This is a genomic window from Companilactobacillus miaonis (genome assembly GCF_036913615.1).
Lineage (GTDB): Bacteria > Bacillota > Bacilli > Lactobacillales > Lactobacillaceae > Companilactobacillus.
Genome location: NZ_JAYKTX010000006.1, coordinates 178,998 through 192,492, shown reverse-complemented (window position 1 = coordinate 192,492; position 13,495 = coordinate 178,998). Strand labels below are relative to the sequence as shown.

14 protein-coding genes are annotated in these 13,495 nt (G+C 35.2%); 6 read left to right on the top strand and 8 right to left on the bottom strand.

All coding sequences use genetic code 11. From position 1 onward, the window contains the following. Nucleotides 1-283 precede the first annotated feature (283 nt). The 6 genes from U8521_RS06920 to U8521_RS06895 form a co-directional block, all read right to left on the bottom strand. The gene (locus U8521_RS06920) at nt 284-1,036 is read right to left on the bottom strand and encodes an amino acid ABC transporter ATP-binding protein (protein ID WP_334352278.1); all 753 of its coding nucleotides are present in this window, start codon (nt 1,034-1,036) and stop codon (nt 284-286) included. Beyond that, on the bottom strand, nt 1,036-1,731 hold the full coding sequence (locus U8521_RS06915; RefSeq protein ID WP_334352277.1) for an amino acid ABC transporter permease: 696 nt from the start codon (nt 1,729-1,731) through the stop codon (nt 1,036-1,038). Before U8521_RS06915 ends, U8521_RS06920 begins: the two co-directional genes overlap by 1 nt. A 29-nt stretch (nt 1,732-1,760) precedes the next feature. Beyond that, entirely contained in the window at nt 1,761-2,543 is a 783-nt protein-coding gene (locus tag U8521_RS06910) for a transporter substrate-binding domain-containing protein (RefSeq protein ID WP_334332283.1), read from the bottom strand. Nucleotides 2,544-2,623: 80 nt separating this feature from the next. Next, complete coding sequence (gene cysK / locus U8521_RS06905; protein ID WP_334332284.1) at nt 2,624-3,547, bottom strand: cysteine synthase A; 924 nt, start codon at nt 3,545-3,547, stop codon at nt 2,624-2,626. 12 nt (nt 3,548-3,559) lie between these two features. Further along, entirely contained in the window at nt 3,560-4,357 is a 798-nt protein-coding gene (locus U8521_RS06900; RefSeq protein ID WP_334332285.1) for a homoserine O-acetyltransferase/O-succinyltransferase family protein, read from the bottom strand. 249 nt (nt 4,358-4,606) lie between these two features. Then, a complete protein-coding gene (locus U8521_RS06895) occupies nt 4,607-5,068 on the bottom strand; it encodes a hypothetical protein (protein WP_334352276.1) in 462 nt (153 codons plus the stop codon). 133 nt (nt 5,069-5,201) lie between these two features. Between U8521_RS06895 and U8521_RS06890 the strand changes: the two genes are divergently transcribed. From U8521_RS06890 to U8521_RS06865, 6 genes are all read left to right on the top strand, one after another. Further along, on the top strand, nt 5,202-6,557 hold the full coding sequence (locus U8521_RS06890; protein ID WP_334332287.1) for a hemolysin family protein: 1,356 nt from the start codon (nt 5,202-5,204) through the stop codon (nt 6,555-6,557). Nucleotides 6,558-6,735: 178 nt separating this feature from the next. Then, nucleotides 6,736-8,313 carry a peptide chain release factor 3 gene (locus tag U8521_RS06885; protein WP_334332288.1) on the top strand — a complete coding sequence of 526 codons (1,578 nt, stop codon included), beginning with the start codon at nt 6,736-6,738 and terminating at the stop codon, nt 8,311-8,313. A gap of 396 nt (nt 8,314-8,709) precedes the next feature. Next, nucleotides 8,710-9,717, top strand: a complete 1,008-nt coding sequence (locus U8521_RS06880; RefSeq protein WP_334352275.1) for a glycoside hydrolase family 73 protein — start codon at nt 8,710-8,712, stop codon at nt 9,715-9,717. A gap of 128 nt (nt 9,718-9,845) precedes the next feature. Next, nucleotides 9,846-11,180, top strand: coding sequence for a branched-chain amino acid transport system II carrier protein (gene brnQ / locus U8521_RS06875; RefSeq protein WP_334352274.1), 1,335 nt, complete (start codon nt 9,846-9,848; stop codon nt 11,178-11,180). An 81-nt stretch (nt 11,181-11,261) separates the two neighbouring features. Continuing rightward, nucleotides 11,262-11,735, top strand: a complete 474-nt coding sequence (locus U8521_RS06870; protein ID WP_334352273.1) for a DUF2975 domain-containing protein — start codon at nt 11,262-11,264, stop codon at nt 11,733-11,735. Next, the gene (locus U8521_RS06865) at nt 11,732-11,935 is read left to right on the top strand and encodes a helix-turn-helix domain-containing protein (protein ID WP_334332292.1); all 204 of its coding nucleotides are present in this window, start codon (nt 11,732-11,734) and stop codon (nt 11,933-11,935) included. Before U8521_RS06870 ends, U8521_RS06865 begins: the two co-directional genes overlap by 4 nt. 146 nt (nt 11,936-12,081) lie before the next feature. Here U8521_RS06865 and U8521_RS06860 read toward each other — a convergent pair whose 3' ends face one another. Together U8521_RS06860 and U8521_RS06855 are read right to left on the bottom strand one after the other, a co-directional pair. Beyond that, nucleotides 12,082-12,399 (bottom strand): SLAP domain-containing protein, encoded by a 318-nt coding sequence (locus U8521_RS06860; RefSeq protein ID WP_334332293.1) that lies wholly within the window; start codon nt 12,397-12,399, stop codon nt 12,082-12,084. Nucleotides 12,400-12,526: 127 nt separating this feature from the next. After that, complete coding sequence (locus tag U8521_RS06855; RefSeq protein ID WP_334332294.1) at nt 12,527-13,264, bottom strand: SLAP domain-containing protein; 738 nt, start codon at nt 13,262-13,264, stop codon at nt 12,527-12,529. Nucleotides 13,265-13,495: the final 231 nt, after the last annotated feature.

Sequence of the window (13,495 nt, the reverse complement as noted above, 5' to 3'; positions counted from 1 at the left end):
CTTTTGCTTTCAAATCAAAACTATATTTAACCATACAAAAAGTGCTCCATAATCATTAGATTTCTTGTCTAACAATTATGAAGCACTTCAGTATTGCAATGAACTAGGATGTCTTTTTTTATACTATTTATATTCTGAATGGGAAAGCAATTCAACCATAAAAATATCGAGCACTATATTTGAATAGGATTAGTATTTCTAAAAGAATGGAAGGCGGCATACTTCACCAACACAAAAAAAGACCAACCTCAATTTAAAAGGTTGGTCTTTTAGGTTTGCTTACTTATTTAGTAGCATCATCATTAAATGTAATTCCGGATAAGAAATCCTTAATTCTTGTTGTTGGATGGTTAAAGAATTGATCGGGGGTACCGTCAAATAGAATGTCGCCATCTTCAACGAAAACAATCTTATCGGCAACTGAACGAGCAAATTCCATATTGTGAGTCACAATGATCATTGCTTGTCCCATCTTGCTCAAATCTTCCAAAATCAATAATACTTGGTTTTCTAGTTCAGGATCAAGAGCACTAGTTGGTTCATCCAACAAAATGTATTCAGGGTCCATGGCTAGGGCACGACAGATTGAAATTCTCTGTTGTTGTCCACCGGATAATTGACTAGGATAACGGTCGGCGTACTCGGCTAATCCGACTTGTGACAAAAGCTTTTTTGCTTTTACTTCTGTTTCTTCCTTGGACTTACCTAAAACTGTCTCTGGAGCAGTTGTGATGTTTTGTAAGACGGTTAAATTAGGGAAGAGGTTCCAGTTTTGGAAAACCATACTTGTTTTTTTACGAACGTCAAAACTCATTTTTTTGGAAACGGGTTGTGAATAATCGAGTTTTAAATCACCGAAGTTTAAAGTTCCACTTTCTGGGCGAACTAGTAAATCAAGTGAACGTAATAACGTTGATTTACCAGAACCAGAAGGTCCTAAAATTACTGTCGTCTCACCATCTGGAAAATCGACACTGAGGTTCTTTAAGACTTCTTTATCGTCATATTTTTTAACAATGTTTTTAACTGAAATCATTAAGCTTCACTTCCTTTAACGTATTTTGAAGTTCTACGCTCAAGATAATGTTGTAAGAGCGTTAGTAATGAACAAATTACTGCGTATAAGAAAGCAGCTAATGAATACATCAAAAGTGGTTCAAAGTTTTTAGCGGTGATTTGTTGACTGACCTGGAACATTTCCAAAATAGTGATAGAACTGGCCAAAGATGTGTCCTTTACTAAACCAATGAATGAATTGGATAGTGGTGGTAAAGCAATTCTAACAGCTTGTGGCAAAACGATTTTAGTTAAAGTTTGTTTTGTCGTGAAGTTCAAAGTAAATGCTGCGTCCCATTGGTCTTGAGGAACTGACAAGAGAGCAGAACGAATTGTCTCTGATGCGTAGGCTCCGGTATTAAGTGAGAAACCAATTACCGCGGCAACGAATGGTGATAACTGGATTCCAGCACTAGGTAGACCAAAGAAGATGATGAACAATTGAACTAGTAATGGTGTGGAACGGAATAACCAAACGTAAAAGTTTGCTATAGCGCGTAACACTAACCAAGGATACTTGATCAATTTATTTTCACTAGGCTTGATGAACTTAATTAAAGCTGTTAAAACGGCTAGGATTAAACCGAATATAAACGAAACGATTGCTAATGGAATGGTGTATTGGATCATTGCGGTTAGCATTGCCGGTAAAGACGTTATGATGATGTGCCACATGAAGTAAAAACCCCCTCAAAGTTTCTTAATTATTTTTTAGTAATATCTTCACCGAAGTACTTAACTGAAAGTTTCTTCATAGTGCCGTCTTTGTAAAGTTCTTTGATAGCTTTATTGACACGACCTTGTAGGTGAGTAGATTTTTTGTTGAAAATTGGAGCAATTTTTGATGGTTCAAGTTTGTCATTAGGAATTTCGATGTATTTCAAATCGGTGTTCTTATGACTTTGTTTCCAATATAGGAAGGCTTCCTTAGAATTAATTGCACCGGCAACTCTTCCTTGGTCGATCATTGACATATCTGTTTGAAAATCAGGAGCAGGGACTACTTTAGCACCGAATTTTTCAGCGTGATTGTAGTTATCTGTACCAGTTCCGGCAGCGATTTTCTTTCCTTTAATATCGTCAACGGAATTGATTCCTGTACCATCTTTAGTGATGATAACTGATTTTGAGTAAATGTAAGGTGTTGCAAAAATGTAATGCTTCTTACGTGATGGATTTTCTGCCACGTTGTTGAAGACAACATCGAATGTGTTTGAATTCAAGCCGGCAATTAATGAATCCCATTTTGTAGGAACAAACTTAGCCTTTAAATCAAGCTTTTTAGCAACTTGTTTAGCCAAATCGACTTCAAACCCCTTAAGTTTGCCATTGTCACGGTATGAGTAAGGTGCATAAGTACCTTCCAGACCAATTGTTAGTGTGCCGTCAGTTTTTGTGTCACTGTTAGCTGACTTGTTTGAGCAGCCAGTTAGTACTAAGACTAAGGCTACAATTGTAGTTAAAATTAAAGCAATTCGCTTTTTCATTTTGAAATAGATCCCCCTATATAAAATTGACCATTTTCTATTCTCTCATAAATTAAACGTACTTAGAAAAGATTTGACTTCTAAAACTTAAATAAATCAGTTGAAAGATATCTTTCACCATTATCAGGAGCAACAGTAACAACTGTTTTACCTTTGCCAAGTTTCTTAGCAATTTCGATAGCACCGAAGATGTTAGCACCAGCTGAGATACCAGGTAGGAAACCTTCTTTATGGCTAACTTCTTGAGCCATCTTGATAGCTTGGTCGCTAGTTACTTCAATAATATCTGAATATGAATTTTTGTCCAAAGTGTCAGGAATGAATCCAGCACTGATACCTTGAATCTTGTGAGCACCAGTTTTTCCTTCCTTTAATAGAGGTGATTCAGCCGCTTCAAGAGCCCAGACTTTGACATTTGGATAAGCTTTAGTTAAAGCGTGGCTAACACCTGAGAGAGTACCACCAGTACCAACACCAGCGACAAAGCCATCAACAGGAATATCACCGAAAGCATCAACGATTTCTTTACCAGTTGTCTTTTCGTGGATCATTGGGTTAGCAGGATTTTGAAATTGCATTGGCATGAAGTAACCATTTTCGTTAGCTAAATCAGTGGCCTTCTTAATAGCTCCGCCCATACCTTCTGAACCTGGTGTTAAAATCAATTCTGTACCGTAACCTTGCATCAACTTACGACGTTCGATACTCATTGTTTCAGGCATAGTGATGATGAGATGATAACCTTTAGCGGCAGCGACTAGTGAAAGTCCAATACCAGTATTTCCTGAAGTAGGTTCAACTAAAGTGTCACCAGGTTTGATTTTGCCATCTTTTTCAGCGGCTTCGATCATTGCCAGAGCAATTCTATCTTTAATGGAACTACCAGGATTAAAGAATTCCAACTTTACGTATACGTCGGCAGCGTCTTCAGGGACAACCTTATCTAATTTAACAAGTGGTGTGTTACCAATTAATTCTGTAATATTTTGTGCAATTTTTGTCATAATGAATTCTCCTTAGCAAGTTGTTAATTTGTGTTCTGTAACTGTTTGTAGCCAGTTTTGGTAAAAATTTTGTTGCGTCTGCTTCCATGAAAACATCGGCTTTTTATCCAATGGTGAATAGTAATTGAATGCTGGGAACGGATGCTTAACTTTAGGACTAGCTAATTCACGGCGATACTCTTTATCCAAACCATCTTTTTGATACTCGAGATGCGAAAAGATAAAAGTTTGATGTCTATTTTTAGCACTGACTAAAGTTAAGAGTCCGTTTTCACTAGTTGCTTCAATCATTAAATTGGGATTAGATTGGATCTGTTCATGATCCATTTCTGCATACCGAGCATGTGGAGCGGGGAAATTATCACTAATATTATCTAAAAGCGGTGATGGTTTTAAGATTTGATTTTGGAAAATACCAAATACTTTATGTGGTAATAATTTTTTTTGAATGTTATAAATTCGATTCAGGGCAGCCATGGCGCCCCAACAGACGTAAAGTTGCGGGATGTTAGAAGTTGTCAGTTGATCGATTAGATCATTAACTTCGTCAAAGTAAGAAACTTGAGGAAAATCTAATTTTTCAACTGGGCTGCCAGTAATAATAAAGCCATCTAAGTCATTAACTGCTTGTAAATCTAGAGGTTTCATATTATCGGTAATCGCTGGATCAAGCACACGATTTACATAACGAGTAGCTGAATAGTAGAAAACTAATTCCACATTTTCATTTTTCAGAGCGTGTTGGAAATTATGCATTGTTTCTACTTTGTTTTGCATTAAATTTAAAATACCAATTCTAATAGGTTCCACAAGTAACTCCTTTCTAAGTTTTACAAATACAAAAAAGAGGAGCCGACTAATGTCAACTCCTCTTGATTTTATAGTTTGCACTACTTGTTTATCAATTGAGTGGTATTAGACACGTTGAAAAAGTATAGTAATTTTCAATTACTACACAACAACATGATTTAGCTTCAAAGTTTGTATGATTCAACATGTCAATTCCTCCTTCAATTAAGATGACTCAAACTTACAATTAATCTTTAAATAAGTCAAGAATTATTTCTTTTTCTCTGTGTAAATGGAAAGTGATTCGAACTCTAAATATGAGGCTAAAGTCAATGAAACCATCAGTAAGAAGACTAACCAGCCGAGAGTTCGACCAAGAATTAAATTGAGTGGTAAAAATTTAGCGACTAAATAAATGCTACCCATTGATAACCAGAAGTCGACGAACAAATTAGCCCCGATGACCGTCTTACTACGTTCCAAAACAAAGAAATGTAGCAATTCCTTGAGGATTTTTCGAGTAGAACTACGATACATGATCAAAACTGGTCGCTGAGCGATAACTTTGACCGCAAACATACCAAAAGCACCAATGATTCCACCAACAATAATTCTCCAAGTCAAAGCGTGTAAAACTAATGAGTTATAGGAAACGCCGATGATCGACAGACAGAGAACGTAAGGGATAATGAAGAAAAAAACATAGATGATGGAAATTTTTTTATTAGACATTTTTGTTAACTCCCTATATACTAGTATTCTTATTCTAACATGAAAAAGGTTTATTGTTGAATACAATGACACCTGTTATAATTGTTTTGTTTATGTTATTTACATATGAAATATGAAAGTGAGTGCGAGTTAAATGAGTGGTGACTCTTCTGGAGCGTCGCTTTCCGGGCAGCTGATTTTAATAATTGTATTAACGTTATTAAATGCTTTTTTTGCAGCAGGCGAAATGGCGATTGTTTCTGTTAATAAAGTGTCCGTTGAGGAAAAGGCAAAGGGTGGTAATAAACGAGCCCAAAGAATTTTAAATGCTATCAACGATCCTAATAAATTTTTATCAACGATTCAAGTTGCAATTACTTTAGCAGGTTTCTTATCATCTGCTAGTGCAGCAACGACCTTGAGTTCTCGATTGGAGAGATTGATAGGGAGTTTTCCTGGTAGTCACGAAACATCAATTGTGATTATCACGATTATTTTATCATTTATTACATTAGTTTTTGGAGAATTATATCCAAAAAGGATTGCTCTACAACAGCCTTATCAAGTAGCTAGTTTTACGGAACCAGTTGTTAGATTAGTTGGTAAAATATTGCGTCCGTTCGTTTGGTTGTTGGACAAAACGATTACCTTATTAACTAAGATAACTCCAATTGATTTTACGCAAAAAAATGATTCAATTACAAGAACCGAAATGATTGCGACCTTACGAAAATCACGCAATAGTGGAACAATTAATTCTGATGAATATCAAATGCTTCAAGGGATTATCCGTTTTGGAGATAAGACAGCGCGTGAAATCATGACGCCAAGAATGGATACTTTTATGATCGATATCAATGATCCTGTTAGTGAGAATATTGATAAAATTTTAAATCAACCTTATTCCCGAATCCCGATGTATGGCGGAGATAAAGATAATATTATTGGAATTGTTCACATTAAAGACCTATTAAAGAAATCTCGTGAAGTTGGTTTTGATAAAATCAACTTGAAATCAATCATGAAAGAACCACTATTCGTTCCAGAAGCTACTAATATTGATGCGTTATTACTTCAAATGCGTAGTACGCAAACTCAAATTGCCATGGTGGTTGACGAATACGGTGGTATCGTTGGGTTAGCAACGATTGAGGATATTTTGGAAGAGATAGTTGGGGAAATTGATGATGAGTATGATCCTATTACAAAGAATTTCCAACGTCTTGGTGCCAATAAATTCTCTGTAGTTGGTTTAATGACGATTGAAGACTTTGATGAATTGTTTGAAGAAGAAATTAAAGTTGAAGATGTTGATACAATTGCAGGGTATCTGATTATGAACATTGGGGAGATTCCTGATGCTAAACATCCTAAATCATTTAAGTTAAAAGATGGTATTGTGATTACCTCTGGTGAATTGAATGGTTCTAGAATTGAAAATGTTATCGTAACGGTTCCTGATGAAAAATTGAAGACTGTTACTGAAAACATGTATAAGAAGAAATACTGACGTATTTCTTTTTTTTCGAGAAAAATGATTTTTAAATTATTTTATGGAGGACGAAAACGCGCTAAAAGGAGCAGCTTCTTCCGGTTAAGGCTACTTCGCCCGTCGTCTGCTATGCAGCCAACGAGCAAAGTGGTCTTAATCCTCGGAAGCTAACCGCTCCTTTTACCGCTCTAATATTATGGACCAAAAACAATTAGAACAAGAAGTTAATAAACGTAGAACTTTTGCCATCATCTCTCACCCGGATGCTGGTAAGACTACTATTACTGAACAAATGCTTTACTTTGGTGGGGTTATTCGCTCCGCTGGTACTGTTAAGGCTAAGAAATCTGGTCAATTTGCTACTTCTGACTGGATGGAAATTGAAAAGAAACGTGGAATTTCTGTTACTAGTTCTGTAATGCAATTTCACTATCATGATAAGGATATCAATATCTTGGATACTCCTGGACATGAGGACTTTTCTGAAGATACTTATCGTACTTTGATGGCAGTTGATGCAGCTGTCATGGTTATTGATTCGGCTAAAGGTATTGAACCGCAGACTAAAAAATTATTTAAGGTTGTTAAAAAACGTGGGATTCCTATCTTCACATTTATGAACAAGTTGGATCGTGATGGTCGTGATCCGCTCGATTTGATTGCTGAATTAGAGGAATTATTGAATATCGAAGGTTGTGCAATGAACTGGCCAATCGGTATGGGTAAGGAATTGAAAGGCCTTTATGATATTCGTAACAACCGTTTGGAACTTTATCGAAAAGATGGCGATGACAGATTTTTACCATTAAATGATGAAGGTAAATTAGCTGAGCACAATCCAATTGAAGAAGATGGCGTTTATGATCAAGCTTTGGGTGAAGTCGATTTGATCAAAGAAGCTGGAAATAAATTTGACTTGAAGAAAGTTCAAGAAGGTAATCAAACACCAGTATTCTTTGGTTCAGCTTTGACTAATTTTGGTGTTGAAACATTTTTGAATACTTTTTTGGATATGGCACCAGCTCCAACTGCTCACAAGCAAAAGGAGAGTGAAGAGCTTGTCAAACCAGATGATCCAGAATTTTCAGGCTTTGTGTTCAAGATTCAAGCTAATATGAATCCTAATCACCGTGACCGGATTGCTTTTGTAAGAATTTGTTCAGGTGAATTTGTTCGTGGCATGGATGTTACTTTGAACCGAACTGGAAAAGTTATGCGATTGAACAATGCAACTGAATTCATGTCCGACCAAAGAGAGACTGTTAAAACAGCTGTTGCTGGGGACATCGTTGGTTTGTATGATACTGGTAATTTCCAAATTGGTGACACGATTTATTCAGGTAAAAAATCAGTTCAGTTTGAAGATTTACCTCAATTTACACCTGAAATGTTCATGGAAGTTCAAGCTAAGAACGTTATGAAACAAAAGTCATTCCACAAAGGGATGCAACAGTTAGTTCAAGAAGGTGCTGTCCAACTTTATAAGAAATATACAACAAATGATTATATTCTAGGTGCAGTTGGTCAACTACAATTTGAAGTTTTTCAATTTAGAATGAAGAACGAATATAATTGTGATGTTGTGATGAAGCCAATCGGTTCAAGAATTGCTCGTTGGGTCGATCCTGAACAATTAGATGAATCAATGTCATCAACTAGAAATATGTTAGTTAAGGATTTGGATGACAAACCATTATTCTTATTTGAAAATAAATTTGCTGAGAACTGGTTTGCTAATAAATATCCAAATGTTAAATTAACTTCAAAATTATAGGAAATCGCTGAATGGCGGTTTTTTTTATTGTAAAATTTTGTTGGTAGTGTAAAAAAATACAAAAAAAGGAGGTGGACTCAATAAGCTCGGATAGCGTGATATTAGGGGATTTGCTCTTCTTACTTTTGAAAGAATAATTTGGCTACCAATTGGTTTATGTATGTAAACGATTCATTTTTATGAAATTTGTTATCCAATCTTTTTGAAAAAAATGTAATTGAAAGTGCTTGCTATAAAAAAATCTTAATGTTCTTAAGAAATTCTTAAAGTCAAGTAACAAAAAATTACAATTTATTTTCGAATGTTTAATTCTTGTTACAAAATCCGAGTTTTATTGAAACTAATTTTTGTAAATAGTAATCTATAACTAGATTATTTATTAAGGGGAAACATTCTATGTCTAAAAAAAATCTAATTACAAGTGCTTTAGTACTTGGTACATTGGCTGCAACTGCTACACCCTCAGTAGTTTCAGCTGCTACAACAGGTGTCGACAGTGCATCTGACACAAATACAGAACAAGTAAATAATAAATCAGAAAATAACGATACAAACGTCATTGCCGGCTCAGAAAAGACTAAAGCCGATACAACAGTTGCTAATTCATCAATTGTTCAAGCTGCTAGTGAGTCAACATACTCAGCTGCAAATGTAACAGCTATTGTACAAGCCGCTTCAGGAGTTTCATCATCACAACAACAAGCATTCTTACAAGAAGCAGTTCCAATGGCTCAAAAAGCTGCTGCAAAGTACAATCTTTATACATCAGTTATGTTAGCTCAAGCTATTCTTGAAAGTGGTTGGGGTGCTTCAACTTTAGCTACACAAGGACATAACTTATTTGGTATTAAAGGTGATTACAACGGCGCTTATGTATCAATGCCAACATCTGAATGGAGCTCAACACAAGGTTGGTATACTATTTATGCTAACTTTAGAAAGTATCCTAGTTACTATGAATCATTCTTAGACAATGGTGATAAGTTACGTAATGGTGTTTCATGGAATTCAAGCTATTACAAGGGGACTTGGAAAGAAAATACTAGTTCATATAAAGATGCTACAGCATGGCTACAAGGTAGATATGCAACAGCACCTAATTATGCTTCATCATTGAACAATATTATTGCTAGCTATAATTTGACACAATATGATGGAACACCAGAAACAAATGGTGGTGCCCAAACAACAACAGGCGTTGTTACAGTTAATAACAATGGTGGTTCATATGTTAGATTGTTAGCCTTGCAAGCAGATGGAACATATAAGTTGATCACAAACCGTGGATTAGCTAACAACACAGATTGGAAGACTGACCAAAAGAAAGTTCTTAATGGCCATACTTATTATCGTGTTGCTACAAACGAATGGGTACAAGACAGTTACGTAACTAGTGCTAGATAAGCATTAATTATAAAATAAAACTTTTAAAGACATCCAAAATTTGGATGCCTTTTTTTATGAAAAAATTGTCACAGTGACCGCAATTGTTTATGATAATTGAATGAAGATTTATTGAAAGAGTGAAGTAAATGGAAACAAAGTTAAGCTGGAAGAATTTATTTTTTATTGGTTCGATGTTATTCGGATTATTTTTTGGAGCTGGAAATTTAATTTTTCCAGTTTATTTAGGTCAGCAGGCAGGTAGCAATGTTTGGCTAGCGATAATTGGACTTTTGATAACTGGAGTCGGTTTACCACTTCTAGGAGTTGCCAGTATGGGAATCACTGCCAGTAATAGTGTCTTTGATTTAGCAGAGAAAGTTAATCGGCACTACGCGTATATGTTTACGATCTTGTTATATGTCACTATGGGTCCACTATTTGCTATTCCAAGATTAGCGACGATTTCTTTTCAATTAGGAATTGCTCCATTTATTGATCGAGGCTTGCAAAATTTTGGACTATTGATCTTTTCAGCACTATTTTTTATTGCCACATGGTTTTTATCTCGAAAACCTAGTCAATTGATGACCTATGTTGGTAAGTGGTTGACACCAATTTTTTTAATTTTATTAGGAATTTTGGTCATAGTAGCTTTTATTAAACCAATGGGTACATTTCAAGCATTGCCACAGCATCAGTATTCCCAATCTCCAGTTTTGACAGGCTTTACAGAAGGGTACAATACAATGGACGCACTGGCCTCATTAGCGTTTGGGGTCGTTGTTATTGAAACAATTAAATCGCTTGGTATTACCAAACCGTCCCAGATAGCCAAAGATACAATTAAATCAGGAATTATCAGTGTTGTTATTATGGGTGTGATTTATGCCTTTTTAGCCTTGATTGGAACGATGAGTGTGGCCCAATTTCCACTTGCTTCCAATGGTGGAGTGACTTTAGCTCAAGTGTTCAATTATTATTTCGGTTCTTTTGGTAGTTTGTTGTTGGCACTGATTGCCATAATCGCCTGTTTAAAAACTTCAATTGGGTTAGTGTCAGCTTTTGGTGAAACGGCTGAAGAAATGTTTCCAAAATTCAATTATCAAGTGACTTTAGTGGTGGTTTCCATTGTCTCGTTCTTGATTGCAAACATTGGCTTAACGAAATTGATCAACTATTCAACACCAATTTTGATGTTCTTATATCCATTGGCGATAGTTTTGATTATTGTGGCAGTATTGAGTCCTTTGTTGGGAGATTCAAAGTGGATCTATCGAGTGACAACAATTTTTACAATTATTCCAGCTTTTTTTGCTGGCTTAGAATCTTTACCTAAAAGCATGCAAAATGAACAAATTATTCGACAGATTTTAAGTTGGAATAATTACTTGCCTTTATCAGAATTGGGCTTAGGCTGGGTTGTTTTTGCATTGATTGGATTAGCAAGTGGTTGGCTAATTAGCAAATTAATCAAAGATTAATATATCGATAATCAATAAAAATATATTGATAAACAATATGTCGAGTGCTATGATGTCTGTAATAATTAATAGGAGTTCATAATGAAAATTAAAACTACTTTTTTAAAGATTGTGACAGCCATTCTTGATTTATTTGTTTTATTCTTTGTTTACGCGCTGGGATGGGGAACCTATACATCGATCGTGGATCACTCGGTACTGCATTTACAGTTAATATCAGCTGGTTTTTTGTTTGCTAGTGCATTAGTAGCTTTTGGCATTAGTTACTATTTATTCAAAATTTTCTTTTTAATGGACAAGCAACAATTCTTTACAAAGATGTCATTACATTCAGTCAAAATGATTCGAAATTTATTTGTGGTTGAATTCTTTGTTTTGTCAGGAATAATGCCATACATTTACTATTCTGCTGATCGTGGCGATGCTCCGGGAATGATAATTATTGTTGGCTCAGTCGTTTTTCTGCCTTTAGCTTTAGCAGCCTTTGTTTCGGCAATGGAGCAAATTTTAATTAAAGCAATTAATATGAAAGATGAAAATGATTTAACAATATGATAAAAATTAATCTTGATTTTATGCTCCTTAAACGAAAAATGACGGTAACCGAATTAGCAGAAAAAGTCGGTATCACACAAGCAAATATTTCAATATTAAAAAACAACAAGGCAAAGGCAATTCGATTTTCAACTTTAGAGAAGATCTGTCAAGTTTTAGAATGTCAACCTGGCGATATTTTAGAATATGTGGCCGAGTGAAGGTATAAGAATTTGTTAGAGAGTGGGACAGGACATGGTCAACTCTCGAGCATTAAGGCAAATAGACCGTGGTAATCGTTCTTTGATTACCACGGTCTATTTGTTTTAAGCAAAAAGAGTTATGTCTCAAACTCTTATTTTGCAATTTAGATTGTACGTACGTTTGAGGACTTTACAAATTCGTTTTTACCGACTTTGTAATAAGTGCAGCCCTTAACGGTATTTTTTTCAGATGTCTTGCAAGTCGTACCTTTAGTTAGGCAACGTGAAATTTTCTTACCTTTTTGATTATACAATTGTGCTTTGGAGACCTTAACGCTGATCTTCTTAGTAGTAATTTTCTTTAATTCCTTAGTTGTAGCAGCTTGAACAACACTAGGGTTATTAATAATAGTTGGAACACTGACACCAGCACCGATTGTAAAGATAGATGCGAAGAGAAGACCTTTTTGGATTAATTTCATGATAATAATATCTCCAATACACTAAAAATTTGATAACATCTCAATAACTTATATCTTGTTATCAAAATCATAATAGCGCTCTATCTTTTAAAATAGTTGTTTGACGTGTAGCCAATTAGTATAGCAACTATTGAACATCGGCAACACTAACAAATTCATTATTTCCAACGTGATAATATCCAGCTTTGCCAATGATATAATAAGCATCACTTTGCCACTTAGTACCGGTCATTAAAGCGCGTCCAGCAACGACTTGACCATTGAGATCATAAATTAAAGCAGGGTGTTTGCTGATTACGGTAACGATATCTTTACTGGGAAAAATTCTAGTATTCTGATAGCCGCGGACATCACTTGCTTTGACATATTCATTCGTTGCGACACTGTAGTATGTACCGCTAGGTAAATTGTTTTGATATTCAACTTTCCAAGAAGTTCCCTGAAGAAGTGATTTAGAGAGGCGATTACCATTAATATCATACAGTGGTGCTTGTTTTGAAGTTATGATGACACCGTCTAAGATTCCATTTAAAGGAATTTGATTTTGAAGGTGATTTTGAAGAGTTAAACTTACATCGGAAGCCTTGATAAATTCGTTAGTCGCTACTCGATAATAAGAACCGCTATTAAGAGTATTTTGAAGATCAACTTTCCATTTGCTACCTTGAGTCAAGGCCTTAGTAGTAGCATTGCCGTTTTGGTCGTAAACAATAGCCTTGGGAACATTGATAGTTATAATGCCTGAACCAATGTTTGTTAGTCCGTAATTAAGATTACTAGCTTTAACGTTTGTAACCGGATTTACTATTCCTGTACCAATTGTTAGAAGTGAAGCTGCTAATAAACTTTTTTGAATTAATTTCATAATAAATTCCCCCTGAATGATTTTTAATTATACGCTTGTTAGTATTTTTGATTGTTTAGTTTATGTAAAAATAAAGTAAAGCTTGTTATTAAATTTTTCTAAAAAAAAGAAGGGGACAGGACAAGGTCAATTCTCGAGCATTAAAACAAAGGGACCAAGGTAATTGTACTTCGATTACCTTGGTCTCTTTGTTTTGAGCGGAAAGAGTTATGTCCTAAACTCTTAACTTAA

Excerpts from the sequence above, each read along its gene's own strand:
- cysK (WP_334332284.1), bottom strand. The coding sequence starts at position 3,547 with ATGACAAAAATTGCACAAAATATTACAGAATTAATTGGTAACACACCA.
- U8521_RS06885 (WP_334332288.1), top strand. The coding sequence starts at position 6,736 with ATGGACCAAAAACAATTAGAACAAGAAGTTAATAAACGTAGAACTTTT.
- U8521_RS06910 (WP_334332283.1), bottom strand. The coding sequence starts at position 2,543 with ATGAAAAAGCGAATTGCTTTAATTTTAACTACAATTGTAGCCTTAGTC.
- U8521_RS06880 (WP_334352275.1), top strand. The coding sequence starts at position 8,710 with ATGTCTAAAAAAAATCTAATTACAAGTGCTTTAGTACTTGGTACATTG.
- U8521_RS06915 (WP_334352277.1), bottom strand. The coding sequence starts at position 1,731 with ATGTGGCACATCATCATAACGTCTTTACCGGCAATGCTAACCGCAATG.
- U8521_RS06870 (WP_334352273.1), top strand. The coding sequence starts at position 11,262 with ATGAAAATTAAAACTACTTTTTTAAAGATTGTGACAGCCATTCTTGAT.
- U8521_RS06920 (WP_334352278.1), bottom strand. The coding sequence starts at position 1,036 with ATGATTTCAGTTAAAAACATTGTTAAAAAATATGACGATAAAGAAGTC.
- brnQ (WP_334352274.1), top strand. The coding sequence starts at position 9,846 with ATGGAAACAAAGTTAAGCTGGAAGAATTTATTTTTTATTGGTTCGATG.
- U8521_RS06860 (WP_334332293.1), bottom strand. The coding sequence starts at position 12,399 with ATGAAATTAATCCAAAAAGGTCTTCTCTTCGCATCTATCTTTACAATC.
- U8521_RS06895 (WP_334352276.1), bottom strand. The coding sequence starts at position 5,068 with ATGTCTAATAAAAAAATTTCCATCATCTATGTTTTTTTCTTCATTATC.
- U8521_RS06865 (WP_334332292.1), top strand. The coding sequence starts at position 11,732 with ATGATAAAAATTAATCTTGATTTTATGCTCCTTAAACGAAAAATGACG.
- U8521_RS06890 (WP_334332287.1), top strand. The coding sequence starts at position 5,202 with ATGAGTGGTGACTCTTCTGGAGCGTCGCTTTCCGGGCAGCTGATTTTA.
- U8521_RS06855 (WP_334332294.1), bottom strand. The coding sequence starts at position 13,264 with ATGAAATTAATTCAAAAAAGTTTATTAGCAGCTTCACTTCTAACAATT.